This is a genomic window from Pseudoalteromonas distincta, assembly GCF_000814675.1.
Taxonomy (GTDB): domain Bacteria; phylum Pseudomonadota; class Gammaproteobacteria; order Enterobacterales; family Alteromonadaceae; genus Pseudoalteromonas; species Pseudoalteromonas distincta.
Genome location: NZ_JWIG01000029.1, coordinates 258,959 through 284,684, shown reverse-complemented (window position 1 = coordinate 284,684; position 25,726 = coordinate 258,959). Strand labels below are relative to the sequence as shown.

Genomic DNA, 25,726 nt, shown 5'->3' with positions numbered 1-25,726 from the left:
AGTGTTAGCAACTAAATTATTTTACTTAAATTAGTGATTAGGCAATGTCAGAAAAAAACGACTTACAAGTAACTTATGTCACGATCAATGAAGACCATTTAGGTCAGCGTATTGATAACTTTCTTATTACCCATTTAAAAGGGGTGCCTAAAAGCGCTATTTATAAACTTTTGCGCAAAGGTGAGGTACGCGTTAATAAAAAGCGTATTAAGCCTGTATATAAACTACAGCTTGACGACGTACTGCGTATTGCACCTATCAGAGTTGCTGAGCGTGAAGAGTTTGTACCATCAAAGTTAGACAAAGTAACTCGCCTAGAAAACGATATTTTATTTGAAGATAAATACCTTATCGTCATAAATAAACCTTCAGGTATGGCTGTTCATGGTGGCAGTGGTTTAAGTTATGGTTTAATTGAAGCGCTGCGCGCGCTTCGCCCAGAAGAGCGCAGCCTTGAGCTAGTACATAGGCTTGACCGTGATACTTCGGGCTGTTTACTTATAGCAAAGCGCCGTTCGGTGTTAACAGCATTGCATGAACAGCTTCGTGAAAAAACCATGGAAAAAAATTACTGGGCACTTGTAGAAGGGCAGTGGGACTCTAAAACTAAAAACGTTACTGAAGGGCTACGTAAAAACACACTTAAATCGGGTGAACGCGTAGTACGTGTCGATAACACTGAGGGCAAGCCTTCGCATACGCGTTTTAAAGTACTTGAACGTTTTAACGATTGCTCACTTGTACAAGCATCGCCTGTTACAGGACGTACGCACCAAATTCGTGTTCATACCCAATGTAAAGGTCATCCTATCGCGTGCGATGATAAATACGGTGACCAGGGGTTTGATGAATCTATGCGTAAAGTTGGGTTAAACCGATTATTTTTACATGCACATGATTTAAGTTTTTATCATCCTAAAAACGAAACAACGATGCGTATTGAAGCGCCCCTTGATAAAACGCTTAAAAATACATTACTAAAATTACGAGACGCAAAACAGTGATTGCAGTGACGCCGATTAAAAAATATAAGCTCGTCATTTTTGATTGGGATGGCACCGTTATGGATTCAGTCACTAAAATAGTTAACTGTATTCGTAGTAGTGCTGAGTCACTTAATTTAGTGTCACCAAGTGACGAAGCCATTAAAAACATTATTGGTATGTCGCTTGAAAAAGCAATTGATGTTTTATTTCCCAATAATGCCGCGCAGCATCAAGCGCTAATTAAGGGGTATAAACACCAATATAGTGTTGATACCACGCCAACTCCTGTATTTGATAATGTTGTCAGCGTTTTAGGTGCCTTAAAAGAGCAGGGCATTGTTTTAGCGGTTGCAACAGGTAAAGGTCGAGATGGATTAGAGCGTTTGCTTGATCAAAGCCAACTTAGACATTTTTTTAGTGCAACACGTATTAGGGCCTGTTGACCTTTCAGGATTAAAATTTGCTCAATCTAGGGGCGATTTAATCGCGGCGTGAGGTTTGTAACCTAGTGGGCTAAGTAAAAACCGAGCAACAAAGAGTAAATCGCCCCTAGGCAGAACCCTTCGGGCAGCGCATGTTTGGCATTTATGCTGCGTTATCGCCTATTTATGGGGAATAACCACACTACATAGGCTCTGCCTTGCCTAAATACCAAACAGTCTGCTGCAAATTTAACCTCGAAAGATAAACAGGCCCTAGCGACGACGGACTGTCTAAGCCGTCTGCGGATATGCTGTATCAATTACTTGAAGAACTTGGCATAAGCGCTCAAGACGCTGTAATGATTGGTGATACCCAAATAGACATGACAATTGCAAAAGCTGCAGGCATGGATAGAATTGGCGTAACAATGGGTGTACATAACGCACAGCAGCTAAATAAGCTTAGCCCTGTTGCAACGGTAGATAATTATCTGCAATTGCAACAGGTTTTGCTTGGCTAATTTATTTAACTAGAGCTTGCTTTGAGCGGTAAGCACATCAATACCAAACTCAGCCAGTAATTGGCTGAGTTTAATTAATGGTAATCCAATTAAGCTATTAGGATCGTCTCCGCTTAGTTTTTCAAATAAACAGATACCCAATCCTTCACTTTTAAAGCTGCCAGCACAGTTATAAGGCTGCTCTGCGTCGCAATAAGCACAAATTTGTGCATCACTTAGGGTTTTAAACGTCACATTAAAAGGTTCTACGCAGGTTTTTTTTGTTCCAGTTACAATATCGTAAACACAAAGCCCAGTTAAAAATGTTACAGTATTACCGCTAAATAAATTTAGTTGTTTTAGAGCATTTTGTTTATTGTGCGGTTTACCTAAAATTTGATTGTTAAACACAGCGACTTGGTCTGATCCAATTGCTAACCCTTTTTTAAAGTGTTTATTAGCTGCTGAGGCTTTTAACTCACTTAAACGCTTAACCAGTTCAGTAGGTGTTTCGCATTCAAGTGCTGATTCGTCAACGTCGGGTGAAAACGTATCAAAGGGTAAATTAAATTTTTGTAATAAAGACTGCCTAAAAGGCGAGCTTGACGCTAAAATGAGTGGAAGCTTCATGGACTGTTTTCCTACGATAATTCAGATTGAGTTAGGATAAATCAGATCCGAGAGTAAAACACGTTAAAAACCAAGTAAAAATGGTTTTTTACTTTGACTAACAAACTAACTATCTATATGATGCAGCCCCTATGCAAAAGGTGAAAATTCCCATCACTCTTCATCCAGGCAAAGCAGCGCAGCACCGTTTAAAGTATGACGGAATTGTACCGCTTGAAAAACTTACTCGTTTAGAGAAAGTTGTGCAGGAAGAAGTAGGTGAAATAGCGGTAAAAATACATTGCAAAAACGATGATCAAGGTTTCGCTGTGATTAGAGGCAATTTGTCCACACATGTTACTGTCATTTGTCAACGTTGTAATGGTGATTTAGGGTTGGATTTGGTTCAAGACTTTGCATATTCACCAGTAGGTGAAGATACAGAGTTAGATATTTTTCCTGAAGACTACGACGAAGTAGCACTTGATGAAAATGGTGAAGTTAACGTTTTTGATTTAATTGAAGACGAACTAATTTTAGCAATTCCATTAGTGGCTACCCACAACGAAGCTTCATGCAGTTATTCAGCAAAGCCTGCCAGCTTTGGTGTATTAAAGGCGGAAGATGATAAACCTAATCCATTTGATATTTTGAAACAACTTAAGAAAGATTCTTAGGAGAAGACTATGGCTGTACAAAAAAGCAAAAAGTCTCGTGCAAGACGCGGCATGCGCCGTTCACACGATGCGATCAGTGGTCCAACTTTAACTGTAGATCAAACATCTGGTGAGACTCATCGTCGTCACCATGTGACTGCAGATGGTTACTACAAAGGCGTTCAAGTAATTTCTAAATAAGAGATTACTTATATGCTGAAAGATCTAACCATAGCGTTAGATATGATGGGGGGCGATTACGGCCCCCGTTCATCTATTCCTGCTGCCGTTCATGCGGTAAACGCTCATGCCAATTTAAGTCTCATTTTATGTGGCAATGAAGACGTTATATCTAAAGAACTCGAATCCCTCGATTCTTTATCTCATCCAAGACTCATAATTCGTCACTGTAGTGAAATAGTCACTAACGCCTGCGAACCTGCAATTGCAGTACGTTCGAAAAAAGATTCATCTATGCGTGTTGCCCTTGATTTAGTTAAATCGGGCGAAGCACAAGCGTGTGTTAGCTCAGGTAATACCGGCGCTTTATTTTTTATGGCTCACTACGTATTAAAAATGCTGCCAGGTGTTAAACGTGCCGCACTCATTTCATCTGTTCCTACAGAAAGCCAAAACCCAGTATATTTACTCGACTTAGGTGCTAATGTGCACTGCGATGCGCAAATGCTGTATCAGTTTGGGATTATGGGCTCTGTAGTTGCTGGCCAAGCACTTGGCTGCGATAACCCTCGCGTTAGCTTATTAAATATTGGCGCTGAGGACATTAAAGGCCACGATGATATTAAACAGGCTGCACAATTAATGCAGCAAAGCCCACATATTAATTACATTGGTTACAGCGAAGGAAGTGATATTTTTTCTGGCAAGGCTGATGTTATTGTATGCGAAGGGTTTGTGGGTAACGTGGCGCTTAAAACATGCGAAGGCATTGCCAAGCTTATTATGAATAAGTTTACAGCTGCGCTCGAAAAGCACCTTTTGTATAAATGTATGGCGTTTATATTGCGTCCAATAATAAAAAAACTCTATAAAAGGGTGAACCCCGACCAGTATAACGGTGCTTCTCTGGTAGGATTGCGCGGTATTGTCGTTAAAAGTCACGGAAATGCGTCAGCTAAAGCATTTCAAGCAGCAATTGATGAAGCGGTAAAAGAGGTTGAACGTCAACTTCCTGATAAAATAGCCGCTATTTTCGAAAAAACACATTCTAAAGACACGGCGGTTAATCAATAATTGATGTGCCGTGTATTTCATTATTTATTTGTTTAATTAAAAAGAGCAAAGTATGGCACAAAAAATTGCACTTCTATTCCCAGGTCAAGGCTCGCAAAGCGTTGGTATGTTACAAGAGCTACTAGAGAGTTCTGACATTGTTAAAGCAACATTTGCAGAAGCATCAGATGCACTGGGTTACGACTTAGCAGAGCTAGTTCTTAATGGCCCAGAAGAAAAATTAAATCAAACTCATCGTACACAACCTGCATTATTAACTGCAAGTGTTGCTATTTACCGTGATTGGCTTGCAGCAAACCCAGATGCAGACGTTGTTATGGCCGGTCACAGCTTAGGTGAATATTCAGCACTAGTATGTAGCGACGTACTAAGCTTGAGCGAAGCTGTTAAGCTTGTTGAAAACCGTGGTTTATACATGCAAGAAGCTGTACCTGCAGGCGTAGGTTCAATGGCTGCGATTATTGGCTTAGGCGATGAAGAAATAAAAGCGGCATGTGCTGCCTCAGCGCAAGGTGAGGTTGTATCTCCAGTTAACTACAATTCTCCTGGTCAAGTTGTTATTGCAGGGCATAAAGCGGCAGTAGATAGAGCATCACAAGCATGTAAAGATGCTGGTGCTAAACGCGCATTACCACTTTCGGTTAGCGTACCTTCACATTGTGAACTAATGAAGCCAGCAGCTGATAAGCTAGCGGTAGACTTAGCCGCTTTAACATTTAATACACCTAAGTGTGATGTAATTAATAATGTTGATGTAAAAGCTGAATCGACCGCTGATGCAATTAAAGATGCACTAGTACGTCAACTATACAGCCCAGTTCGCTGGACAGAAACAGTACAAGCCTTGGTTGCACAAGATGTAACGCAAAGCTACGAATTTGGTCCTGGTAAAGTATTAACAGGGCTTGCGAAACGAATTGATAAAGCAATGGTTTGTGGCTCAGTAAACGATGCCGCTTCAATCGCTGCAGCTAAATAAGAGTATATAAAATGTCTAATTTATTTTCTTTAGAGGGCAAAATTGTCCTAATTACTGGCGCTAGCCGTGGTATTGGTAAAGCAATTGCAACAACATTAGTTGCGCAAGGTGCAAAAGTTGCAGGTACTGCTACAAGCGAGTCAGGCGCTGCTAAAATCAGCGAGTACTTAGGTGACAATGGTAAAGGTTATGCATTAAACGTAACGGATCCTGCATCTATTGAAGCGTCACTTGCCGCAATAAAAGCTGATTTTGGCGATATTGACGTACTTGTTAATAACGCAGGTATCACACGTGACAACCTATTAATGCGTATGAAAGAGACTGAGTGGGACGATATAATCGACACTAACTTAAGCTCGATTTTCCGTTTATCTAAAGCAGTACTTCGTCCAATGATGAAGAAAAAGAAAGGTCGTATTATCAATATTGGCTCAGTAGTGGGCACTATGGGTAATGCAGGGCAAGCTAACTATGCAGCGGCTAAAGCAGGCGTAATTGGTTTTTCTAAGTCACTTGCACGCGAAGTGGCATCACGTGGTATTACAGTAAACGTAGTAGCACCTGGTTTTATTCAAACTGATATGACTGATGATTTAACTGACGAGCAAAAAGCAGCAACACTTGCAAATGTTCCAGCAGGGCGTTTAGGCCAACCAGACGAAATTGCAGCTGCGGTATGTTATTTAGCATCTGACGCGGCTGCGTACGTATCAGGTGAAACTTTGCATGTAAATGGCGCGATGTACATGGTTTAATAACCATTGTACCCACATTGTTACCTAATAAAGTTAAGTAAGTTACCTCAAAAACATTGAATTATTTGTGAACTTGCTTTAAACATACTTGAAATCGCTGCGAAAATAAGCGATAAAAGACAAAACACACACTCAGAGGTTTGACCAGACAATTATTTATGGTCAAATCATTGAATCAGAGAATTATGCCGCGTAAACTACGCGGCAATCTGAAAATAACGCATCGGCGTTTTTAATAAAGGAAAGAAGAATGAGCGATATCCAAGAACGCGTAAAGAAAATTATCATTGAACAACTAGGTGTTAAAGAAGAAGAAGTTAAAAATGAATCTTCTTTCGTAGATGACCTAGGTGCAGATTCTCTTGATACTGTTGAACTAGTAATGGCTCTTGAAGAAGAGTTTGATACTGAGATCCCAGATGAAGAAGCTGAGAAGATCACTACAGTACAAACTGCTATCGATTACGTAACAGCACACGCTGAGTAATTAATCGCACGTTAAAGGCAGCATCCGCTGCCTTTAATTTTTTATATCCAAACCACCTCAAAGTTCGTGATTCAAAACTTAAGCCTCAATGCTCAATTTTAGCTAAAAATTAATTTTGATTGTGTTATGCGTTTTTAATCTATTTTGGGACTAGCACTTTGAGGTAGCTTGGGTATGATCATCCCCTTGTAAAATATCCCTTATTGGAGGCAAACCGTGGCTAAACGTCGAGTCGTCGTAACTGGCTTAGGAATGTTGACGCCGCTAGGTAATGATGTTCAATCAACCTGGCAAGGCTTATTAGATGGCAAAAGTGGCATTCAAACAATAACCCACTTTGATACATCAAAATTTGGTACTAAATTCGCTGGTTTAATAAATGACTTTGATGCAACTGCATACATGTCAGCGAAAGATACTAAAAAAATGGACTTGTTTATTCAGTACGGCATTGCAGCGGGTGTTCAAGCCTTTAAAGATTCAGGCCTTGAAATTACTGAGCAAAACGCAACACGTATAGGTGTAGCTGTGGGCTCTGGTATTGGTGGCTTAACGCTTATCGAAGAAAACCACATTAAGCTATTAAATAGTGGTCCGCGCAAGTTATCGCCATTTTATGTGCCGTCTACCATTATTAATATGATCTCAGGTCACTTATCAATGATGCATGGACTTCGTGGTCCAAATATTTCAATTGTAACAGCCTGTACTACTGGTTTGCATAATATTGGCCATGCCGCGCGCATGATTGCCTACGGTGATGCAGATGCAATGGTTGCTGGCGGTGCAGAAAAAGCCTGTACGCCTATTGGTATGGGTGGCTTTAATGCTGCACGTGCACTTTCAACCCGCAATGACGATCCACAAGCGGCTTCTCGCCCTTGGGATAAAGACCGCGATGGCTTTGTGCTTTCTGACGGTGCAGGTGTTGTTGTAGTTGAAGAGTACGAACATGCTAAAGCGCGTGGCGCTAAAATTTATGCTGAGCTTGTAGGCTTTGGTATGAGCGGCGATGCGTACCACATGACATCACCACCAGAAGATGGTGCAGGTGCTGCACTTGCAATGCAAAACGCACTAAATGATGCGCAAGTAAACGCTGAGCAAATTGGTTACATTAACGCACACGGTACATCTACAAATGCAGGCGATAAAGCAGAAACTGCCGCTGTTAAGTCTATTTTTGGTAACGCAGCTAAAGATGTAATGGTAGGCTCGTCTAAATCGATGATGGGTCACTTGTTAGGTGCTGCAGGCTCGGTTGAATCGATTATTTCGATTTTATCACTGACAGATCAAAAAGTGTCGCCAACTATCAACCTTGATAACCCAGACGAAGGGTGTGACTTAGATTATATTGCTCACACTGCACGTGATGCAAAGTTAGACTTTGCTCTGTGTAACTCGTTCGGTTTTGGTGGTACTAATGGCTCGTTGCTATTTAAAAAGGTATAATCTTTTTTAACAACGAATCAAATTATAAGAGCTCAGTTGTTTAACTGGGCTTTTTTTATATGCCAAATAAAATGCAAACAATAATAGCAGTAGATCAAAACAGCACTTTAAGCACGCGTGACAGAGGCTTAAATTACGGTGACGGCTTTTTTACAACGGCTAAAGTTGTTAATGGGCAAGTACAGTATTGGGCTCATCATAAAGCGCGTTTGATTGAATGCGCACAGCGCCTAGGTTTTCCTGAGCTAGATTTTAATAGCCTTGAAAATCAAATTGCTTTGCAAATAAAAGCAGCATCACTCAACGTACTTAAAATACTTGTAACGCGAGGCGAAGGCGGACGTGGTTATGGGCTGCCAAGTGAGTGTAATATTACTATTTTATTGAGCATATTAGATTACCCTAGTAATTACGAAGCGCTTGTTAAAAAGGGTGTAAATCTCGAAATAAGCCCAATTAAATTAGCAGCACAGCCTTATTTGGCGGGCCTTAAAACACTAAACCGGCTAGAGCAAGTACTAGTTAAAAAAGCAATGCAAACGCAAAACTGCGACGATGTGTTAGTGCTTGATTACAATAACAATGTAATTGAAGCTTCAGCAGCTAATATTTTTGCGATTAAAAATAAGTGTGTGTTTACGCCATTGCTTGATGAGTGCGGAATAAAGGGCGTTTATCTGCAATCGTTATGTGATAAATTGCCTGTTGAATTTAAACGCGTGAAAGTAGAAGACTTAACCCAAGCAGACGCCGTATTTGTGTGTAATAGCTTAATGGGAGCAGTACCTGTAAAACGTATTGAGCAACAGGTATTTAATACAGACGACAGCCACGCATTACTAACTAAATTATTAGCCAAGGAGGCTGAGTGTTAAGAGTTATTTTATCGGTACTTTTTTTAGCTGTTATAACCACTGCTGTTGGTTACCAGCAATTACAAGCAACAATAAATAGCCCGTTAAAGGTAGCACAAAACACACAATTTGAAGTTAAGCATGGCACTGGCTTTAATAAATTATGCCAACAATGGCAAGCTAATAACTGGGTAGAAAGTTGTTGGCGTTATCAGGTAATTGCAAAATTAGATCCCACACTTACCGACTTAAAAGCGGGACTTTACGAGCTAACAGCCGATAGCGTTATTAATAACGTAAAAAAAATTAACCAAGGTCAGCAAATTAGTTTTAGTTTTACCATAATTGAAGGTCAAAACTTACGTGAAGTACTAAGTGCTATTAAAAAAGCCGATAATTTACAAAACGATTTAAAAAGTGATGAACTAAGTACACAAATACTGGGTAATGACACGCACTTAGAAGGCTGGTTATTCCCCGACACTTACCATTATCATAATAACGATACTGCAAGCAGTGTATTAAAACGTGCAGCACAAAAAATGCAGCAAACATTAGATGATGCTTGGCAGCAGCGCGCCGCTAATCTACCCTATAAAACAGCATACGAAGCACTAATAATGGCTTCAATTATTGAAAAAGAAACAGGCCTTGCCAGCGAACGTCCGTTAATTGCATCAGCGTTTGTTAATCGATTAAACACCAATATGCGCCTGCAAACCGATCCAACCGTAATATACGGGCTAGGCGCTGATTTTGATGGTGATATTAAACGTAAAGATTTACGCGATTATACGCCTTACAATACGTATCGCATTAATGGTTTACCGCCAACACCGATTGCAATGCCATCAAAAGCCGCTATTTTAGCTGCAGTTAATCCGCCGCAAAGTGAATATGTTTACTTTGTATCAAAAGGCGATGGTAGCCACCAATTTTCAACCACGTTAAAACAGCATAACGCAGCAGTTAAAACGTATATATTAAATAAAAAGAATTAATATTTTATGAAACCAAAATTTATAGTAATAGAAGGGCTAGAAGGCGCGGGTAAATCAACCGCTATTTCGTTATGCCAAGACTTTTTAAACAAACAAAAAATAGACTTCATTAACGTCCGCGAACCTGGCGGAACACCACTGGCTGAATCGCTTCGTACGCTTGTAAAAGCAGAGCACGAAGAAGAGATTGCCTTTGAAACCGAGTTGCTTATTATGTATGCAGCTCGCTCGCAGCTAATGCACAATGTTATTACCCCAGCGCTTGATAAAGGCCAATGGGTACTTGCCGATCGTCATGATTTATCGTCTCAGGCGTATCAAGGTGGCGGGCGTGGCATTAGCTCAAATACATTAGCTTCACTTTCGTCAATGGTGTTAAAAGGCTTAAAGCCAGATTTAACTATTTACCTTGATATTGACCCAGTGATAGGCCTTGAACGTGCAAAAGGGCGTGGCGAGCTTGACCGTATTGAACAAGAAGCCATTGAGTTTTTTCAGCGTACACGTATGCGTTATGTTGAACTTGCTAATGACGACAACACAATTAAAACCGTTGATGCAAACCAAAGTATTGATAAAGTACATCGCGATATTACCAATGTACTGCATTCATTTTTTGAAGGCCTAAAATAATATGCCATTGCCTTGGCTACATGATACTCAAGCACGTTTAGCGAAAAGTTATCGCGCAGAGCGTTTTCATCATGCGCAATTATTTTGTGGGCCTGTTGGCGTAGGTAAGTTTGAGTTAAGTGATGAGCTTGGGAATGCTTTGTTATGCCAAAATATAGCTAAGCAAGTAGCTGCGCAAAACAGTATGCTAAAACCTTGCGGACAGTGTAAAAGCTGTTTACTTACCCTGGCTGGCACTCATCCTGACAAGCGCTTAACGCAAGTCGATGGGCAAAGTATTGGTGTAGATGATATTCGTGGTATTAGTGATTTTATGAATCACTCAGCAGCGCAAAATGGCAATAAAGTCGCGATAATCGAAAATTGCGAAAAAATGACCACAGCAGCAGCTAACGCATTATTAAAAACACTTGAAGAGCCAACTAATAGCCGCTTTTTAATATTAACCACAAGCCAACCACAGCAGCTCCCTGCAACTATTTTAAGTCGATGCGCTAAAAGTGACGTAAAAATAACTAATACATCACTTGCTCAGCAATGGCTAGAGACATTAGGTATTCCTAACTATAGTTGGTTAGCACTTTTTTATAACCAACCGCTGCAAGTAAAGCATTGGCAACAGCAAGATCAGCTGAAAAATATTGATACACTTTATAAGTTTGCAACTGAGTTTAAACAAAGCCATAATTTCAAAGCGTTAGTCGATATAATAAATAAACAGCCTGAACTTGTTCGTATATTTACTTTGTTTTTAAGCGTGCAACTAAAGCAGCAATTACTGCAAGGCATGAGTTTTGACGCTTATCAAAGTGCGCAAAATGCATTAGGCGAGTTTTTACAAAATAACACACAAGTACTTGGCCTTAATTTATCGCTTGCTGTATCACGATTAGCATACACATTGCGAAATTCTTAAAAGGATTAATCATGCAAGAACTACTAGTAGACATAGACGATTTAGACGAGTTATACCGTTGTTATATGCCTTACTTAAAAAAAGGTGGCTTATTTGTACGCACTAATATGCGTTACGAAGCAGGGCATTCATTAGCGCTTAGAGTTACTTTGCCCGATGCCTTAGAAGATGACGTAGTGACAGGTAAAGTGTCGTGGATCACGCCACAAGGTGCACAAAGCTCTAATCCTCCAGGTATTGGTATTAGCTTTTTAGACGATAAAACAAACCTAAACGCTAAAATCGAAAAGCTACTTGGGACTATGTTAAACTCAGGCGATCAAACATATACCATGTAGTTATAGGGTCGGTTTTTCATTGAGATTAACGCCGCCCTATATTGAGTTCTTTTAATTGCTAACATAATAAATTAAAAGAACAAATTTAAACCCTGAACATAATACAGGCCTTATAGTGATTGTAGATTCTCATTGCCATTTAGACCGTCTTGATTTTGATAAACTAGACTTAAACCTTGACCAAGTTCTTGATAAAGCGCGTGCAAAGCAAATAGAGCACTTTTTATGTGTAAGCGTAACGCTTGATCAGTTTCCAAGCATGCTTGATAAAATTAAGCACTACGACGATGTTTCAGCCTCATGTGGTGTACATCCACTTGATCAAAAAGACGCCCTTAATAAACAGCAACTAATCGACTTAGCCTCACACGAAAAAGTCGTTGCTATTGGCGAAACGGGCCTTGATTACTACTATTCAAAAGATACTCACGCAGTGCAACAAGCAAGCTTTGTTGGGCATATTGAAGTAGCTAACGAATTACAAAAACCGTTAATTATTCATACTCGTGATGCCCGCGCCGATACCATTAATTTAATGCGTGAGCACAAGGCCGAAAACTGCGGTGGTGTACTACATTGCTTTACTGAAGATTGGGATATGGCTAAAAAAGCCATAGACATGGGCTTTTATATATCTATTTCGGGCATTGTTACCTTTAAAAATGCTATTGAGCTCAAAGAAGTAGTAAAACAAATTCCACTTGATAGATTACTAATAGAAACCGACTCGCCTTATTTAGCACCGGTGCCGTACCGTGGGCAAACAAACCAGCCAGCGTACGTAGAAGATGTTGCTTATTACATTAGCGAACTTAAAGGCATTAGCTTTAATGAGCTTGCTAAAGCGACTACCGAGAACTTTTATTCTTTATTTAAATTAGCAGCTAAAGGCTAAATACATGATTACTCACACGGCAAACCTTCCTATTTTACTAATGGGGCCAATGGTGCGCCGTGCAGAGCAAGCTGGAGTCTGCATTCAGTTTGCTACCTCCAAGCCTGCAAACTGCCAAATAAACTTATTAAATGTTGAGTGTTATAGCGATCAACATACTGTTTCTTTAGGCGAACATTTATACCTGCATTTCGTTATTATAAAGCCTATTGACAATAAACTCCCTGTCGATAGCTTATTAAGCTATGAGCTTGTAATTGACGACACAGCAATCGATTTATCGCCTTGGTGCTATAGCAATCAAACAACGCCTGCATTTGTAATTCCTAATAAACTGAGTGATATTTTGCATGGCTCGTGCCGTAATGCACATCACCCAGCAAAAGACAGCTTAGTATCTGCAAGTCACTGGCAAAATACTCAGCGCGGTAATAATAATCAAGGCGCACAGTTATTATTACTGAGCGGTGACCAGGTTTACGCCGATGACGTAGCAGGCCCCATGTTATTAGCTATTCATCAGTTAATTAAAGCCTTAGGTATTTATAAAGAGCAACCACTTGCCATTGAGCTACCGAGCGATATAAATGAGCAACTTTATGATCGCCATTTGTTTTTACCAAAAACGCCTTGGCAAAAACGCTCAAAGTTAGGTGTTGGTTACTGGCTAAAAAAAGACGAACCTCACTTTTCAAGCGTAAAAGCCTACAATCACCTTATCAACTTTGAAGAATATATAGCACTGTATTTATTAAATTTTAGTGCTGCTGCTTGGCAATGCGTTGATATAAAAAACACAACGTATTCAGGTCAAAACAAGCAAAACAAAACTATTTTTGACGCTGAAAAAACAGCACTGATTGATTATGCAAAAGGATTAAGTGAAGTAGAGCGATTGTTTGCCAATGTATCTACGCTAATGATGTTTGACGACCATGATGTAACCGATGATTGGAACCTCACCGCTGGGTGGGAGCAAGCTATAAATGAAAACCCAAGTAGTAAACGAATCATTAATAACGGCTTAATTAGTTATTGGCTTTTTCAGGGAATGGGGAACGATGCACTAAATAAAACAGGCGAGTTACTAACACCTTTTAAGCAAAGCCGTACTGCTAATAATTTATGGCAGTTTAAAGCATTTGATAAACCACTAAACGATTTTAGTTTTTGGCATTATGAGTTAACTACAACCCCAAAAGTAGTAGTGCTAGATACACGTACGCATCGTTGGCGAAATGAGCAAAACTTTAACGAGCCTTCAGGTCTACTTGATTGGGAGCGTTTAACAGAGCTTGAAGAAAGCCTATTAAGCCACGATCAGGTTATTATTGTATCGCCAGCCCCCGTATTTGGTGTTAAATCAATAGAAGCCATTCAAGCTATGTTTAACATATGTGGCCAACCGCTCATGGTTGACGTAGAAAACTGGATGGCGCACGAAGGCTCAGCCAAAAAGCTACTCGATACTTTTAGACGAACCGACACCCCAAACGAAACGCTTATTTTATCGGGTGATGTACATTACTCATTTTGCTTTTCGGTGCAAAAGCGTTTTGGCGATCACCACAATCGAATTTGGCAGCTTACCGCCAGCGGTATTAAAAACGAGTTCCCGCGTAAATTAATAAACATACTCGATAAACTAGATTCAATTCTATACGGCCCAAAAAGCCCATTAAACTTTTTTACCAAACGCTGGCACATGGAAGTAGATAAACACCAAACCATAGGAGAAGGGCAAAAATACTTAGTAAGCGACTCAGCTATTAGTTTAATAACACTAGAGCAAGGAAATTTAGCCCGCTACCAGTTAATACACGGCGATGGCCATTTAACTGAGTTCGATTTAGAAGAGCAGTAATTTTTAATCAATAATTAAAATTAAAGAACTATTTGCACAAAGAGAAGCGAAAGAGGAGTAAATGAGAAGACACAATACCAATCAGAATATAGTTTCTGCTTTATTACTGCCTCTAAAAGCGTAGCGCCTCTTAACCTCTTTGTGAAAAAATCACTTATAACGGGTACGGTTGTTACGAAAGCCACGCTTAAATTATTTAGTCTATTCACCAATAAATCAATTAAAGATCTATTTTCACAAAGAGAAACAAAAGAGGAGTAAATGAGAAAACACAATACCAATCAGGGTATAGTTTCTGCTTTATTACTTCCTCTAAAAGCGCAGCGCCTCATACCCTCTTAGTGAAAAAGTCACTAATTACATGCGCTGCTGTTACAGTAAAAACCAGCTAAAGATCTATTTGCACAAAGAGAAGCGAAAGATGAGTAAATGAGAAAACATAATGCTATTCAGGATATGTTTTCGGTTTTATTTTCTTCTCTAAAAGCGCAGCGCCTCATAACCTCTTTGTGAATAAATCGCTTAAAAATTTAATGTACAGTTACTTATAGCCCTTTGGATAACGACTTAAAACCTAAGTAAATAATTTTTATGAATTAAAGCGCTTTATGCCATCGACTAGCTTTAGAACATTGAAGTTTATTAGTAAACCAGTACTTATTTCTGCAAGTTTCATATAAGTTATTAATTGTGCAGAGTGAATTGGAAGAAGCTTATCAACCACCTTTAGTTCAATTATTAATTTATTAGGCAATAAAATATCTAACCGGTAACCTGTATTTATATATTGATCTTTATAATATATCGGCAGCTCAACTTGGTTTTTAGCAGATAAGCCAATTTTACTTAATTCATATATTAAGCAAGTCTCGTAACTCGATTCTAATAACCCTGGGCCTAAATTCCTGTGTACTTCTATAGCGCAACCTATTACTGTTTTTGTTAATGTATCAGTATCCATAGGTATCCTTTTGCTTAATTTACAAGCATTTAATCAACTAAGAAAGAGTTCTAAAATGAGACTTAAGTGTAGTACAAATAAATAACAAAATTGAATACTTGTAGGCTATATAAAGCAATTTATTAAGTTGTCACTCGTTTGTTGAGCTATTTACTAATAAAATCGATTAAAGAACTATTTGCACAAAGAGAAATAAAAGAGGAGTAAATGAGAAAACAAAATGCCAATCAGAGTATAGTTTCTGCTTTATTACTTCCTCTAAAAGAGCAGCGCCTCTTAACCTCTTAGTGAAAAAGTCACTAATTACATGCGCTGCTGTTACAGTAAAAACCAGCTAAAGATCTATTTGCACAAAGAGAAACGAAAGAGGAGTAAATGAGAAAAGACAAGACCAATCAGGGTATAGTTTCGGTTTTATTACTTCCTCTAAAAGCGTAGCGCCTCTTAACCTCTTAGTGAAAAATCACTAATTACAGGCGCTGCTGTTACAAAGCAATGCTTAAAATTATTCAATTTATTTAAAAACCAGCTAAAGATCTATTTTCACAAAGAGAAGCGAAAGAGGAGTAAATGAGAAGACAAAATACTAATAAAAACTGCGTTTGGTGTTTATTTACTTCTCTAAAAGCGTAGCGCCTCTTAACCTCTTAGTGCATAAATTACTTATTAAAGGCTTTGCTTGTCACGCTAACAAGTTAACCGTAAATTTAACCTTGGCGGTAGACGCTGAGCTTGCTCGCGTGAGAAGCGCAGCTTCTAATCAGTCTATATTAGCTAATTACTTGGCTTTGTATTTAACCATGCTCTTTTCGGCTTCGTTTAGACGCAGGTAACTTACTACTCAATATTGCCAAACATAAAATAGTCATAAACAACATTGAGTTTGCACCTGCTTGTAAAGAGTAATCTACCAATGAATGCAGCAGCATATCTATAATTGCAATAGCGCAGCCAAAAGCAACGCCCTGAAACAACGCTGTTTTACGCTTTCGCATAGTCGCTATACATAACCATAAACAATAAAGTATAAGTGAGCCCAGTGCGGCTGTAGTGGGTATACCCAGCTCTACTGCAAACTGTACGTAATCGTTATGGGCGTTATCGTAGTAACCTGAATAAGGCTCAGACTGATACGCCGGAAACGCAGTATAAAATGTGCCACCACCAGAGCCCAACAAAGGCTTATCTAAAATGAGGGGTATTGAATCACGTACAACTTCGTCACGGGTTTCTGATGAAATACTGGTTTCGCTTATACGCTGTTTAACTTTTTCTACATCAAATATAGCGCCGATAATAATTAAATCGATTATAAAAAAACTAACGATAAGTAGTTTAAACGCTTTAGGTTTTTGCCTGTAAATAAAAAACGCGAGTAAGCTAACAACCATTAATGCAATAAAAAATGCAGAGTTACCCATACGGCTACGGGTTAAAATTAACGCAACAATAATAATAATTAACGAAATACGTAAAATTATTTTTGAGCTTAAAAGTATTTCAGTCCACGCCCGAAGCGTTTGTTTTAATGTTTGCTTGTAATCGCTAGTAGAGCGCTTTAATTCGCTAACTAAAACACCAATACCCATACATAAGCATAAAGCTAAAAAGTTAGCCAAAAAATTAGAGTAAGTAAACGTACCAATAGCACGGTCGGTATGCTTATAACCAAATAGTGGGCTAATAATATCAGGCGACAAATTTAAATAAGTGGCATATAAAGCCTGAAACACACCGGCACTTATAATTGCATATATTAAATTTTTAATACGCTTTTCAGTATTACAATAAATAAATAATAGCCAACAAAATAAAATCATAAAGCTTGTTTTAATAAGCATTTGTTTGGTCTGAAAAGGGTCAAGGCTAACGCTAAATATTTGTATAAAGCAAATTAAAACAACAACACCAAGAGCAACAAATAAAGGCCAGGAGTATAAAGGAGGGTAGAGGGGCTGCTTATTGTTTATAGCGCTATTAATTAAATGAATTAAAAAAGTAACACCAATCAACAAACATATTGCCAAAATAGCCCAAGGGCGATAGCTACCTAAAGGAATAGGCAGCAAAAAAAGTATTGCACATAGCAAAATAAATATAAAACGGTTCAATTTAAACTCATAAAGTAAAAACGCAGCCAAAGGCTGCGTTTGTATTATATTTGAGAAGAGTGCTTAGTTACCAACTTCTGATATACCAGCATCACCACCAGTACCACCAGTACCTTGAGGTACAGTAGTTGTTGGTAAAACAACAACAGGAGGAGCTGCAGTTGGGGTATCATCAGTAGGACCCGCAGCAGTAGCTTCAGATGCAACTGTGGCATCTATACCAGCAGTAATTGCAGCAATAGTTACCGCATCACTATCAGAACCAGCAGTTACTAAGGCTGCTAAAAAGTCAGAAATTAACGCATTATCGGCACCTAAAGAAGCAACAACTGCGTTAATTAATATATCAAGTTGTTCAGCGCTACACGAACCGTTTGCAATAGGCGAATCGAGGTCAATAGGACCCATATCTTGGCAAAATTGCTCAATAGCAGCAACTAACTCTCTTTGTAGTTCCTCAGACGAAATATCATCCGGGGCATTATTTAAAATATTAAGTAAATTAGTAAGGCTGTCAGATTGTACTACAACATCAGAATCTGCTTGTGAGTAAACAGGTGAAACGGTAAAAGCCATTGCACCTATTAATAAACTCTTTAAAAAAATTGATTTCATCTTGTGTCCCTTTAGGTGAGTATCTAATTACAGAATTTTAGCGTGTCTGCGCAAAAAGTAAACTCTTTATTAACGTTATCACGGTTCTTGCCTGTAAGTACTTTAGAAGGCTCCATAATTAAATTACCTTGTACACCATCACAGCCTAAATTTTCAAGCATTTTTAATGTTTCGGGCTTTTCAATTAAGCATGCCAACACTTTAATACCAAAACCATGACAAATATTATTAACGGTTTGAATAAAAAACTGGCTTTGAGAATTATCTAACAAGTCTTGAATGTAGCTCCCATCAATTTTTACATATTCAATATCAAGGCCTTGTAAATACCTAAACGACGTTAAACTTGTTCCAAAGTGCTCTATACACACGTTAATACCAATATCTTTAATTGCATCAATGTGCTTTGAAGCTATATGTACATTATAAAGTAAACTAATTTCATGTAATTCAAAAATGAGGTTAGTTTTAATAACGGGTTTCGTGTGCGCATAAAGCGTTAACCATTGTATAAAATCAGCTGAATATAAAGATGCCTTACTTACGTTTAAGGCAAATACGTCATCAGGGTATTGTTCTTTTATATTTACAAAGTTACGAATTATTTTTTTGTCTAATTCTTCAGTTAAATTAAGTTTTTCGGCCATAGCAAATAAATGGCCATTATTTACCTTTTCACCTTCATGGGTAAAGTGGGCAAAGGCCTCAAAGTAACACTGCTTGTTTTGAGAGTTAGCCCGTTTAACTGGCTGCACCGAAAAGCTAACCTCACCAGAGTCAATAATCGATTGAATAAGTGTACGCCATTGTTTAACACTAAATAGCGTATCTTTATCTATTTTGTTAGTGTCTATTGTATCGCCAATAGTACTACCTGTATCTAAAGCAGATAAAACACTACCAATAGAGGAGCCTTTATTAACTTCCAATATTGCAAAATTAGCAAACCCATTAACGTGTAAGCTATTTTTTTGTTTACTAAAAGCATCTGTAATTTCTAAACGGGTTCTGTTTAAAAACTGCGTATCGTAAGGAATCAGCGCAATAAAAGTACTACCGTTTAACCTAAATATTTTAGAGTTAGTAAGGTTGCCAATAATTTTAGTAAGAATAACACTTACATCTTTTACGTGGGCGTCACCATCTTGATAGCTAACACTTTGGTTTATATTTGTAAGTGAAGGTAGAGTAATCATCATTGCGGTAAGTGGAGCATCAGTGGTTATTGTGTCTACAACCGAGCTAAAGTGATTTTCAAATAACTTTCGATTACCTAACCCAGTTAAAGAATCAATATAAACTTCTTCAGTTAAGGCTTGTGTTTGTTTAGTCAAAGAATCAAAAGTACTTTGTAAGTTAATAACCAGATTGTTTATAGCTTTAGTTACAGTGCGCAGCTCTCGTGCAATAGGTATTTCTTCGTTTAATGTAAAGCGTTTACGAGTAACAAGGTGAGCTTGATGCTCAACTGCTTTTAAAGGCTTAAATACTTCACGTAATATTAAAAAGGCAACTGCAAGCGATGCAATTAGTATTAAAAAAGAACCATAAAAACTGCGTTTTGTATGCTCCCACAAAGTAACATAAGACTGTCCAGTATGGCTTGTAACCTCAAGTATACCCGCCATAACCCAACCATTATTTAGTTCCGACTGCATAGAGGGGGCTTTTAAACTACTTAAAGCAATAAACCAATTAGGCACAGATTCAACACGCTTAGGATTTTCCAGAACAAATACAACTTGGCTTTGTGAATTTGTAAATTTAATTTTTTTGTAGTAACCAGAATCAAAGATAGCGGTAGCCATTGTTTCTGCTATTACTAGGTTTTCTGGATCTAAATAAGGCGAAATAGAAAGCCCTAAACTGGTAGCAGTGTCTTGAGCATGGCTTCCCATTTGGGTTTGTAAATAATCGCGGGTGGTTTCAACATCTGTAACTACCCGAACTACAAATGAAACAACCGAAATAACGATTATTAAACCGTAAACTTGGGTTTTAAGGCTCAATCCATTTTTAAAAAGTCGAGACATAACTGGTAGTTCCTTTAATGTTACTTTTAATGGGAGCAAGCTCACCTTGTTCAATTCGCTCTAGCATAGTATTCCAAGCCGACACACCACGGCTATTTTTTACCTTATTGCCTAACCCTTTCGATTTTGCTAACCAAAGCCCTTGACCATTAAAACTGTAAATAGGCGTTAAATCGGGGCGTTTATTAGCGGGCAGCAGTTTAGTATTAAAGTTACCTAAAACAAAGGGGATTCTGTTTGGATCTTCTATATATATAAGTACCATGTGGGGTTGGTTTACTGTGCGCTGTCGGACATACATTAAACGAATTTTATCCTCAGGAACACCTAACGCTATTAACGTAAAGTATTTTGCAATAACGTAGTCTTCGCAATCGCCCATACCAACACCTAAACTCTCTAGTGGGGTAGCCCAGTAATCTTTTTGCTGCCAAAGATCTTCATCGCTTTTGTATTTAATGTTTTTATTAAAAAAATCGTTAACAAGGTGAATTTTTTTCCATTCGCTTTCATCAGCAGAGTCATCAATAAAGTTAAGCCAATCTTTAATTCGTTTATGACCTTCGTTGCCATACTGTTGCTGTGCACGGGTAATAATATCGCTATTACGCAAATACAAAAGCATATCTTGCGCGCATACAAAAAACGAGACAATAAATAAAATGCAAAGCTCTAAGCGCACAAATGTTCCTTAAGTTGGTAATCCCTAATAAACGACATTAACCAGTATAGTATTATTACTTTAAAAAAGGTAGGTCATCAAAAAGAATGAGATGCTCCAATGTAACTCATCCTAACCAGTTTGGTGCAACATAAAGTTAACAGAAAAACAATCTAAAAGTATGCTTTATTTATTGAGTCAAACATTATGGTGTGTATAATAATGCTAACACAAGGTATGTGAAGCACGTTATATGGAAGTTAACTTTGGTTTCTTCTTGATGTGTTTACAAAATCATAATGAAAGGAATTAAAGTGAAAGTTTTAAAAGCAGTTCTCCCTGTTGCCGGTCTTGGCACTCGTATGTTGCCGGCCACAAAAGCTATTCCAAAAGAAATGCTACCTCTAGTAGACAAACCACTTATTCAATACGTAGTTAACGAAGCCGTACAAGCAGGTATTAAAGAAATAATACTTGTAACTCACGCCTCAAAAAATTCGATCGAAAACCATTTTGATACTAGCTTTGAGCTAGAAGCTACATTAGAAGCACGCGTAAAGCGAAGCCTGCTAGAAGAAGTGCGCTCAATAGTACCAAAAGACGTAACTGTAATTTCGGTTCGTCAATCTGCTCCACTTGGTCTAGGCCATGCTGTTTTAGCGGCGCGCCCAATAGTAGGCAACAACCCATTCGCAGTAATGTTACCTGACGTAATTATTGACAAATACAAATCAAATCCAAAAATCGATAATTTAAGCCAAATGATAGACCGCTTCGACCAAACAGGCCACAACCAAGTAATGGTAGAGCCAGTGCCAAAAGAACAGGTACATCAATATGGTGTGGTTGACCTAGCGGGCATAAAAATTAAAGCGGGCGAAAATGCAATAATTAAAAATATGGTAGAAAAGCCAAATACCGATGAAGCGCCAAGCAACTTAGCTATTACAGGCCGTTATGTTGTATCAACTGCTATTTGGGATTTATTAGAGTACACACCTCCTGGTGCCGGTGGGGAAATACAACTTACTGATGCATTACTGCAATTACGTCATCTAGAAACACTCGAAGCATACCACTTAAAAGGCCAATCGCACGATTGTGGTTCTAAATTAGGCTATATGCTTGCAAATGTAGAATATGCAATGCAATCAAGCCATATGGGTGAAGAGTTTACTAAAGCAGTTAAAAAACTAGTTTCGTAATTTACTTGTATAATTGCAACCAAATTTAATTTGTATTTAACGGCAATATTTAAACGCCAAAATAGCAGTGCCTGAAATTAAATTAATAAAGCAAATTTAAAGGATTCTTACAAATGAAATATCTTGTAACTGGTGCCGCAGGTTTTATCGGTAACTTTGTGGCTGAACGCTTATGTAACGATGGCCACGAAGTAGTAGGTCTAGATAACCTAAATGACTATTACGATCCGGCATTAAAACATGCAAGACTTGAGCGTATTAAACACCTTACGCAATTTCGTTTTGTAAAAATGGATTTAGCCGACAGAGACGGCATAGCCAACTTATTTAAGGATGAAAAGTTTGACCGCGTAATACATCTAGCAGCGCAAGCTGGCGTGCGTTATTCAATAGAAAACCCAATGGCGTATATCGATTCTAATTTAGTGGGAACAGCTACTATTTTAGAAGGGTGTCGCCATAATAAAGTACAGCATTTAGTATATGCATCATCAAGCTCTGTTTATGGCATGAACGAAAAAATGCCATTTTCGACTGACGATGCAGTAGATCATCCAGTATCGCTGTATGCTGCAACTAAAAAATCAAATGAGTTGATGGCGCATAGCTATAGCCACCTATATGACCTACCAACAACAGGGCTGCGCTTTTTTACAGTGTATGGCCCTTGGGGTCGCCCAGATATGGCCCCTTACTTATTTACCGATGCAATATTAAATAACCGAGAAATTAAAGTATTTAATAACGGAAAAATGAAACGCGACTTTACCTACATAGACGACATTGTAGAGGGCATTATTCGCATTCAAAACGTAGTTCCAAAAAGAGACCAGTCAAATAGCAATACCTCGCCAGAGTCAAGTAAAGCACCATACCGTGTATTCAATATTGGTAATAACGAACCCATAGCATTAATGACCTTTATTGAATCAATCGAAAAAGCGGCAGGTAAAATAGCTGACAAAAATTACATGCCAATGCAAGCAGGCGACGTACCAGCAACATTCGCAGATATAGATAGCCTACAAAAAGAAGTTGGCTTTAAACCTAATACAAACATTGAATATGGTATGCAACAGTTTGTTGATTGGTACCGGAGTTATAACTCAGGGAAATAATCATGAAGTGTATATTTATTGGTGGGGCAGATAGAAGCGGTACAACAATGCTTGCTTCTCTGCTTTCTAAAATTGAAAAAAGTGTCGTTACTCCTGAGTCTTTATTTAAAAATGAAGTTTTAGCTGAACAACCGTTTTGTACAAAAATATACTGTGATTTACTAGAAAATAACGAGCGGTTTAAATTTTGGGGTCTTAACATCGAATCCTTAAAAGATAAAAACCACCGTTCGTTTGAAGAATTCTACAAAGACCTAGTTAGTTTGTATTGTGGGAAAAATGATGTTGTATTCTGGATTGATCACTCACCGAATAATTTAGTTTATTCTAAGTGGCTAAATGATGTTTTTAGTGAATGTTACTTCATACATATAATTCGTGATGGGCGTGCGGTGGCGCAATCACAAGTCCCACTTGAATGGGGTTCAAATACTTATTTAGACGCATCTAAAGTTTGGAACAACAAAATTTTATATGGGTTTATTACCCAAGCATTATTTCCTAATAAAACTCTTTTAGTAAAGTATGAAGACTTACTCCATAACGAAGTAAATGAAATAACCAGAATTATGAGTTTTTTAAATAATCCAAATATAATTGAATTAACTAACATCAAGAATGAATTTTTGCCTGAATTTACTAAATCTCAACACGCTTTAGTCGGGGAAGCGCCTGATGCTAGCCGAGCAAGCGCATGGATGGGTAAAATGACAAAACAAAACATAGCAGACTTTCAATACTACGGTAAAGATACTTTAAATTTACTTGATTATAAATTAATAGAAACTGATGGTTTTAAAGTAACTAAATTACACTTGATTAAAGAGTATTTAAAAGAAATCTGGTTTAAAAAATTTGTTAACCCCAAAAAATATACAGATAAAAGAAACAAATGACATTAAAAAATAAAATTGTTAGTGGCTCCTTATGGAGCTTTATAGGTAATGCTTCATTTCAATTATCTGGGTTAGTAATATTCATAATTCTATCACGTATATTATCTCCTGTTGATTTTGGTACTGCAGCATTAGCAGTCGTTTTTGTTGAGTTAACAAACACAGTTGTTAGGTACGGATTAGTTGAGGTAGTTGTACGTAGTAAAAAAAACTCAAATATAGAGAATAGTATTTTCTTCGCCACTTTAATAATTGGAATAGTTTCGGCTCTGTTTTTTATTTTTTCATCTACTTATTTAGAAGTGCTATTCGAAGCTCCTGGCCTTGCAATATCATTACAAATACTTTCAATCGTACCTGTAATGCAAGCATTATCAACAGTACCAGAAGGGTTACTTAAACGTGATTTTAAATTTAAAGCACTTGCTATAAGATTATTACTTTCGTCATTATTTTCCGGTGCTGTAGCTATTTACCTTGCTTATGCAAGCTATGGTTTTTACAGTTTAATAATCCAGAAAATTTTATCAATTTTTTTATCATTATTACTTGTGTGGAAGGCAATTAACTGGAAGCCTGAATTAAGTTTATCCGTAAGTGGTATTTTAAATACATTAAAACAAGGCCAACCTATATTATTAAGTTCACTGGTTGGGCAGGGGATATTTAGATTTGTTGAACTTATAATAGGTTTTTTTCTAGGAGTAGTTGCGTTAGGCTACTTTAAAATTGCAGGTAAATTGCTTGATGTTATTGTGCAATTTACAATAAGACCAATTGTTGATGTCTCTTTTTCAGCTTTCGCCAATTTACAAAGCAATACTAATGAACTAGAAGCTTGTTTTATTAAATTTATTACTACAACTACACTATTTTCGTTACCTATATTTATTGGTGGTTTCATCATTGGTGACGAAATGGTGTACTTAGTTTTTGGCGATAAATGGTCTGAAAGTGGAGTGATATTTTCTATATTATGTTTAAGTGGCTTTAGTGCATCATTTAATTATTTTTTTGCACCACTATGTCATGCAACTCATAATTCAAATATCCCATTTAAGTTAAGAGTTGTAGAATTTATTATTACAATCTCCGTTGTTAGTTTTTTTGCTCAATACTCAATTTTTCATGTGGTTTTTTCTAATGTTGTTATTGCAAGTATTTTAACTACGAGTATGTTGTTTGTTTTAGGAAGTAAATTTTATTTTTCTATTAAATTAATGATAATAAGTTTATTACCAACGGTAGTGTCTTCTTTTGCTATGGGAGTAGTGTTATACCTTGTAGATTATTTTATTTTATTTGAAGAACAAGCGTTAGTTAAAGTGGCTTTAATTACTCCAGTAGGACTGTTGTTTTATTTTTTATTTTACAGGCTTGTATTTCCTGAAGTAGTGTTGAGGATAATAGGTGATATTAAAAATTTAAAGAATAAAAGATAGTTTTTTACAATGCTTGATTAGATTTTTAAGTGGGTTAATTTAATTAATTTGAAATGTTAATGCTATAAAATGGAGTT

The 25,726-nt window shown here is 37.7% G+C and carries 26 protein-coding genes and 1 pseudogene; 21 read left to right on the top strand and 6 right to left on the bottom strand.

Translation table 11 applies throughout. The features are described from left to right. The first annotated feature begins 44 nt into the window (after positions 1–44). From rluC to QT16_RS18775, 3 genes and pseudogenes are all read left to right on the top strand, one after another. Entirely contained in the window at positions 45–1,004 is a 960-nt protein-coding gene (gene rluC, locus QT16_RS18785; RefSeq protein WP_002962392.1) for a 23S rRNA pseudouridine(955/2504/2580) synthase RluC, read from the top strand. Further along, positions 1,001–1,414 (top strand): annotated as a pseudogene (locus tag QT16_RS18780) (HAD hydrolase-like protein); the annotation flags it as partial. The gene rluC and the pseudogene QT16_RS18780, both read left to right, overlap by 4 nt. A gap of 302 nt (positions 1,415–1,716) precedes the next feature. Then, positions 1,717–1,929, top strand: coding sequence for an HAD family hydrolase (locus tag QT16_RS18775; protein ID WP_082007371.1), 213 nt, complete (start codon positions 1,717–1,719; stop codon positions 1,927–1,929). Between the two features lie 9 nt (positions 1,930–1,938). On the opposite strand, the gene QT16_RS18770 is transcribed toward QT16_RS18775, so the two are convergent. Continuing rightward, positions 1,939–2,538 carry a Maf family protein gene (locus tag QT16_RS18770; RefSeq protein ID WP_039490053.1) on the bottom strand — a complete coding sequence of 200 codons (600 nt, stop codon included), beginning with the start codon at positions 2,536–2,538 and terminating at the stop codon, positions 1,939–1,941. A 131-nt stretch (positions 2,539–2,669) separates the two neighbouring features. On the opposite strand from QT16_RS18770, the gene yceD reads away from it, so the two are divergent. The 14 genes from yceD (at position 2,670) to QT16_RS18700 (ending at position 14,607) form a co-directional block, all read left to right on the top strand. Then, positions 2,670–3,194, top strand: coding sequence for a 23S rRNA accumulation protein YceD (yceD, locus tag QT16_RS18765; protein ID WP_007375269.1), 525 nt, complete (start codon positions 2,670–2,672; stop codon positions 3,192–3,194). Between the two features lie 9 nt (positions 3,195–3,203). Further along, positions 3,204–3,374, top strand: a complete 171-nt coding sequence (rpmF, locus tag QT16_RS18760; RefSeq protein ID WP_002962381.1) for a 50S ribosomal protein L32 — start codon at positions 3,204–3,206, stop codon at positions 3,372–3,374. A gap of 12 nt (positions 3,375–3,386) precedes the next feature. Continuing rightward, positions 3,387–4,427: a phosphate acyltransferase PlsX gene (plsX, locus tag QT16_RS18755; protein ID WP_002962380.1), complete on the top strand. Its 1,041-nt coding sequence runs from the start codon at positions 3,387–3,389 to the stop codon at positions 4,425–4,427. A gap of 52 nt (positions 4,428–4,479) precedes the next feature. Next, on the top strand, positions 4,480–5,406 hold the full coding sequence (gene fabD / locus QT16_RS18750; protein ID WP_039490050.1) for an ACP S-malonyltransferase: 927 nt from the start codon (positions 4,480–4,482) through the stop codon (positions 5,404–5,406). 11 nt (positions 5,407–5,417) lie between these two features. Next, positions 5,418–6,164, top strand: a complete 747-nt coding sequence (fabG, locus tag QT16_RS18745; protein ID WP_039490048.1) for a 3-oxoacyl-ACP reductase FabG — start codon at positions 5,418–5,420, stop codon at positions 6,162–6,164. 250 nt (positions 6,165–6,414) lie between these two features. Continuing rightward, positions 6,415–6,651, top strand: a complete 237-nt coding sequence (acpP, locus tag QT16_RS18740) for an acyl carrier protein (protein ID WP_002962377.1) — start codon at positions 6,415–6,417, stop codon at positions 6,649–6,651. A gap of 216 nt (positions 6,652–6,867) precedes the next feature. Beyond that, complete coding sequence (gene fabF, locus QT16_RS18735; protein ID WP_002962376.1) at positions 6,868–8,106, top strand: beta-ketoacyl-ACP synthase II; 1,239 nt, start codon at positions 6,868–6,870, stop codon at positions 8,104–8,106. Between the two features lie 59 nt (positions 8,107–8,165). Then, positions 8,166–8,981, top strand: a complete 816-nt coding sequence (gene pabC / locus QT16_RS18730; protein WP_082007370.1) for an aminodeoxychorismate lyase — start codon at positions 8,166–8,168, stop codon at positions 8,979–8,981. After that, entirely contained in the window at positions 8,975–9,961 is a 987-nt protein-coding gene (gene mltG / locus QT16_RS18725) for an endolytic transglycosylase MltG (RefSeq protein ID WP_039490045.1), read from the top strand. Before pabC ends, mltG begins: the two co-directional genes overlap by 7 nt. A 6-nt stretch (positions 9,962–9,967) precedes the next feature. Continuing rightward, entirely contained in the window at positions 9,968–10,594 is a 627-nt protein-coding gene (tmk, locus tag QT16_RS18720; protein ID WP_002962371.1) for a dTMP kinase, read from the top strand. Position 10,595: 1 nt separating this feature from the next. Continuing rightward, the gene (locus QT16_RS18715; RefSeq protein WP_039490042.1) at positions 10,596–11,510 is read left to right on the top strand and encodes a DNA polymerase III subunit; all 915 of its coding nucleotides are present in this window, start codon (positions 10,596–10,598) and stop codon (positions 11,508–11,510) included. Positions 11,511–11,521: 11 nt separating this feature from the next. Then, on the top strand, positions 11,522–11,848 hold the full coding sequence (locus QT16_RS18710; protein WP_002962367.1) for a PilZ domain-containing protein: 327 nt from the start codon (positions 11,522–11,524) through the stop codon (positions 11,846–11,848). 115 nt (positions 11,849–11,963) lie between these two features. Continuing rightward, a complete protein-coding gene (locus QT16_RS18705; protein ID WP_007585741.1) occupies positions 11,964–12,743 on the top strand; it encodes a TatD family hydrolase in 780 nt (259 codons plus the stop codon). Positions 12,744–12,747: 4 nt separating this feature from the next. After that, positions 12,748–14,607, top strand: coding sequence for an alkaline phosphatase D family protein (locus tag QT16_RS18700; protein WP_039490039.1), 1,860 nt, complete (start codon positions 12,748–12,750; stop codon positions 14,605–14,607). A 589-nt stretch (positions 14,608–15,196) separates the two neighbouring features. On the opposite strand, the gene QT16_RS18695 is transcribed toward QT16_RS18700, so the two are convergent. The 5 genes from QT16_RS18695 to QT16_RS18675 form a co-directional block, all read right to left on the bottom strand. Continuing rightward, positions 15,197–15,568 carry a GxxExxY protein gene (locus tag QT16_RS18695; RefSeq protein WP_039490037.1) on the bottom strand — a complete coding sequence of 124 codons (372 nt, stop codon included), beginning with the start codon at positions 15,566–15,568 and terminating at the stop codon, positions 15,197–15,199. Between the two features lie 794 nt (positions 15,569–16,362). Next, entirely contained in the window at positions 16,363–17,679 is a 1,317-nt protein-coding gene (locus QT16_RS18690; protein WP_039490184.1) for an O-antigen ligase family protein, read from the bottom strand. A 63-nt stretch (positions 17,680–17,742) separates the two neighbouring features. Continuing rightward, positions 17,743–18,294 (bottom strand): hypothetical protein, encoded by a 552-nt coding sequence (locus QT16_RS18685; protein ID WP_039490034.1) that lies wholly within the window; start codon positions 18,292–18,294, stop codon positions 17,743–17,745. 23 nt (positions 18,295–18,317) lie between these two features. Continuing rightward, a complete protein-coding gene (locus QT16_RS18680) occupies positions 18,318–20,327 on the bottom strand; it encodes a bifunctional diguanylate cyclase/phosphodiesterase (protein ID WP_039490033.1) in 2,010 nt (669 codons plus the stop codon). Continuing rightward, entirely contained in the window at positions 20,311–21,009 is a 699-nt protein-coding gene (locus QT16_RS18675; protein WP_039490031.1) for a transglutaminase-like cysteine peptidase, read from the bottom strand. Before QT16_RS18675 ends, QT16_RS18680 begins: the two co-directional genes overlap by 17 nt. Before the next feature lie 293 nt (positions 21,010–21,302). Between QT16_RS18675 and galU the strand changes: the two genes are divergently transcribed. The 4 genes from galU (at position 21,303) to QT16_RS18655 (ending at position 25,649) form a co-directional block, all read left to right on the top strand. Further along, entirely contained in the window at positions 21,303–22,193 is an 891-nt protein-coding gene (gene galU, locus QT16_RS18670) for a UTP--glucose-1-phosphate uridylyltransferase GalU (protein ID WP_039490029.1), read from the top strand. A 113-nt stretch (positions 22,194–22,306) separates the two neighbouring features. Then, entirely contained in the window at positions 22,307–23,311 is a 1,005-nt protein-coding gene (locus tag QT16_RS18665; protein ID WP_039490027.1) for an NAD-dependent epimerase, read from the top strand. 2 nt (positions 23,312–23,313) lie between these two features. After that, positions 23,314–24,207 carry a sulfotransferase family protein gene (locus tag QT16_RS18660; RefSeq protein WP_039490025.1) on the top strand — a complete coding sequence of 298 codons (894 nt, stop codon included), beginning with the start codon at positions 23,314–23,316 and terminating at the stop codon, positions 24,205–24,207. Beyond that, a complete protein-coding gene (locus QT16_RS18655) occupies positions 24,204–25,649 on the top strand; it encodes an oligosaccharide flippase family protein (protein ID WP_039490023.1) in 1,446 nt (481 codons plus the stop codon). The genes QT16_RS18660 and QT16_RS18655 overlap by 4 nt, the downstream gene beginning before the upstream one ends. Positions 25,650–25,726 lie beyond the last annotated feature (77 nt).

Coding starts and splice junctions, on each gene's coding strand:
- rluC (WP_002962392.1), top strand. CDS start 45: ATGTCAGAAAAAAACGACTTACAAGTAACTTATGTCACGATCAATGAA.
- QT16_RS18775 (WP_082007371.1), top strand. CDS start 1,717: ATGCTGTATCAATTACTTGAAGAACTTGGCATAAGCGCTCAAGACGCT.
- QT16_RS18770 (WP_039490053.1), bottom strand. CDS start 2,538: ATGAAGCTTCCACTCATTTTAGCGTCAAGCTCGCCTTTTAGGCAGTCT.
- yceD (WP_007375269.1), top strand. CDS start 2,670: ATGCAAAAGGTGAAAATTCCCATCACTCTTCATCCAGGCAAAGCAGCG.
- rpmF (WP_002962381.1), top strand. CDS start 3,204: ATGGCTGTACAAAAAAGCAAAAAGTCTCGTGCAAGACGCGGCATGCGC.
- plsX (WP_002962380.1), top strand. CDS start 3,387: ATGCTGAAAGATCTAACCATAGCGTTAGATATGATGGGGGGCGATTAC.
- fabD (WP_039490050.1), top strand. CDS start 4,480: ATGGCACAAAAAATTGCACTTCTATTCCCAGGTCAAGGCTCGCAAAGC.
- fabG (WP_039490048.1), top strand. CDS start 5,418: ATGTCTAATTTATTTTCTTTAGAGGGCAAAATTGTCCTAATTACTGGC.
- acpP (WP_002962377.1), top strand. CDS start 6,415: ATGAGCGATATCCAAGAACGCGTAAAGAAAATTATCATTGAACAACTA.
- pabC (WP_082007370.1), top strand. CDS start 8,166: ATGCCAAATAAAATGCAAACAATAATAGCAGTAGATCAAAACAGCACT.
- tmk (WP_002962371.1), top strand. CDS start 9,968: ATGAAACCAAAATTTATAGTAATAGAAGGGCTAGAAGGCGCGGGTAAA.
- QT16_RS18715 (WP_039490042.1), top strand. CDS start 10,596: ATGCCATTGCCTTGGCTACATGATACTCAAGCACGTTTAGCGAAAAGT.
- QT16_RS18710 (WP_002962367.1), top strand. CDS start 11,522: ATGCAAGAACTACTAGTAGACATAGACGATTTAGACGAGTTATACCGT.
- QT16_RS18700 (WP_039490039.1), top strand. CDS start 12,748: ATGATTACTCACACGGCAAACCTTCCTATTTTACTAATGGGGCCAATG.
- QT16_RS18695 (WP_039490037.1), bottom strand. CDS start 15,568: ATGGATACTGATACATTAACAAAAACAGTAATAGGTTGCGCTATAGAA.
- QT16_RS18685 (WP_039490034.1), bottom strand. CDS start 18,294: ATGAAATCAATTTTTTTAAAGAGTTTATTAATAGGTGCAATGGCTTTT.
- QT16_RS18680 (WP_039490033.1), bottom strand. CDS start 20,327: ATGTCTCGACTTTTTAAAAATGGATTGAGCCTTAAAACCCAAGTTTAC.
- QT16_RS18665 (WP_039490027.1), top strand. CDS start 22,307: ATGAAATATCTTGTAACTGGTGCCGCAGGTTTTATCGGTAACTTTGTG.
- QT16_RS18660 (WP_039490025.1), top strand. CDS start 23,314: ATGAAGTGTATATTTATTGGTGGGGCAGATAGAAGCGGTACAACAATG.
- QT16_RS18655 (WP_039490023.1), top strand. CDS start 24,204: ATGACATTAAAAAATAAAATTGTTAGTGGCTCCTTATGGAGCTTTATA.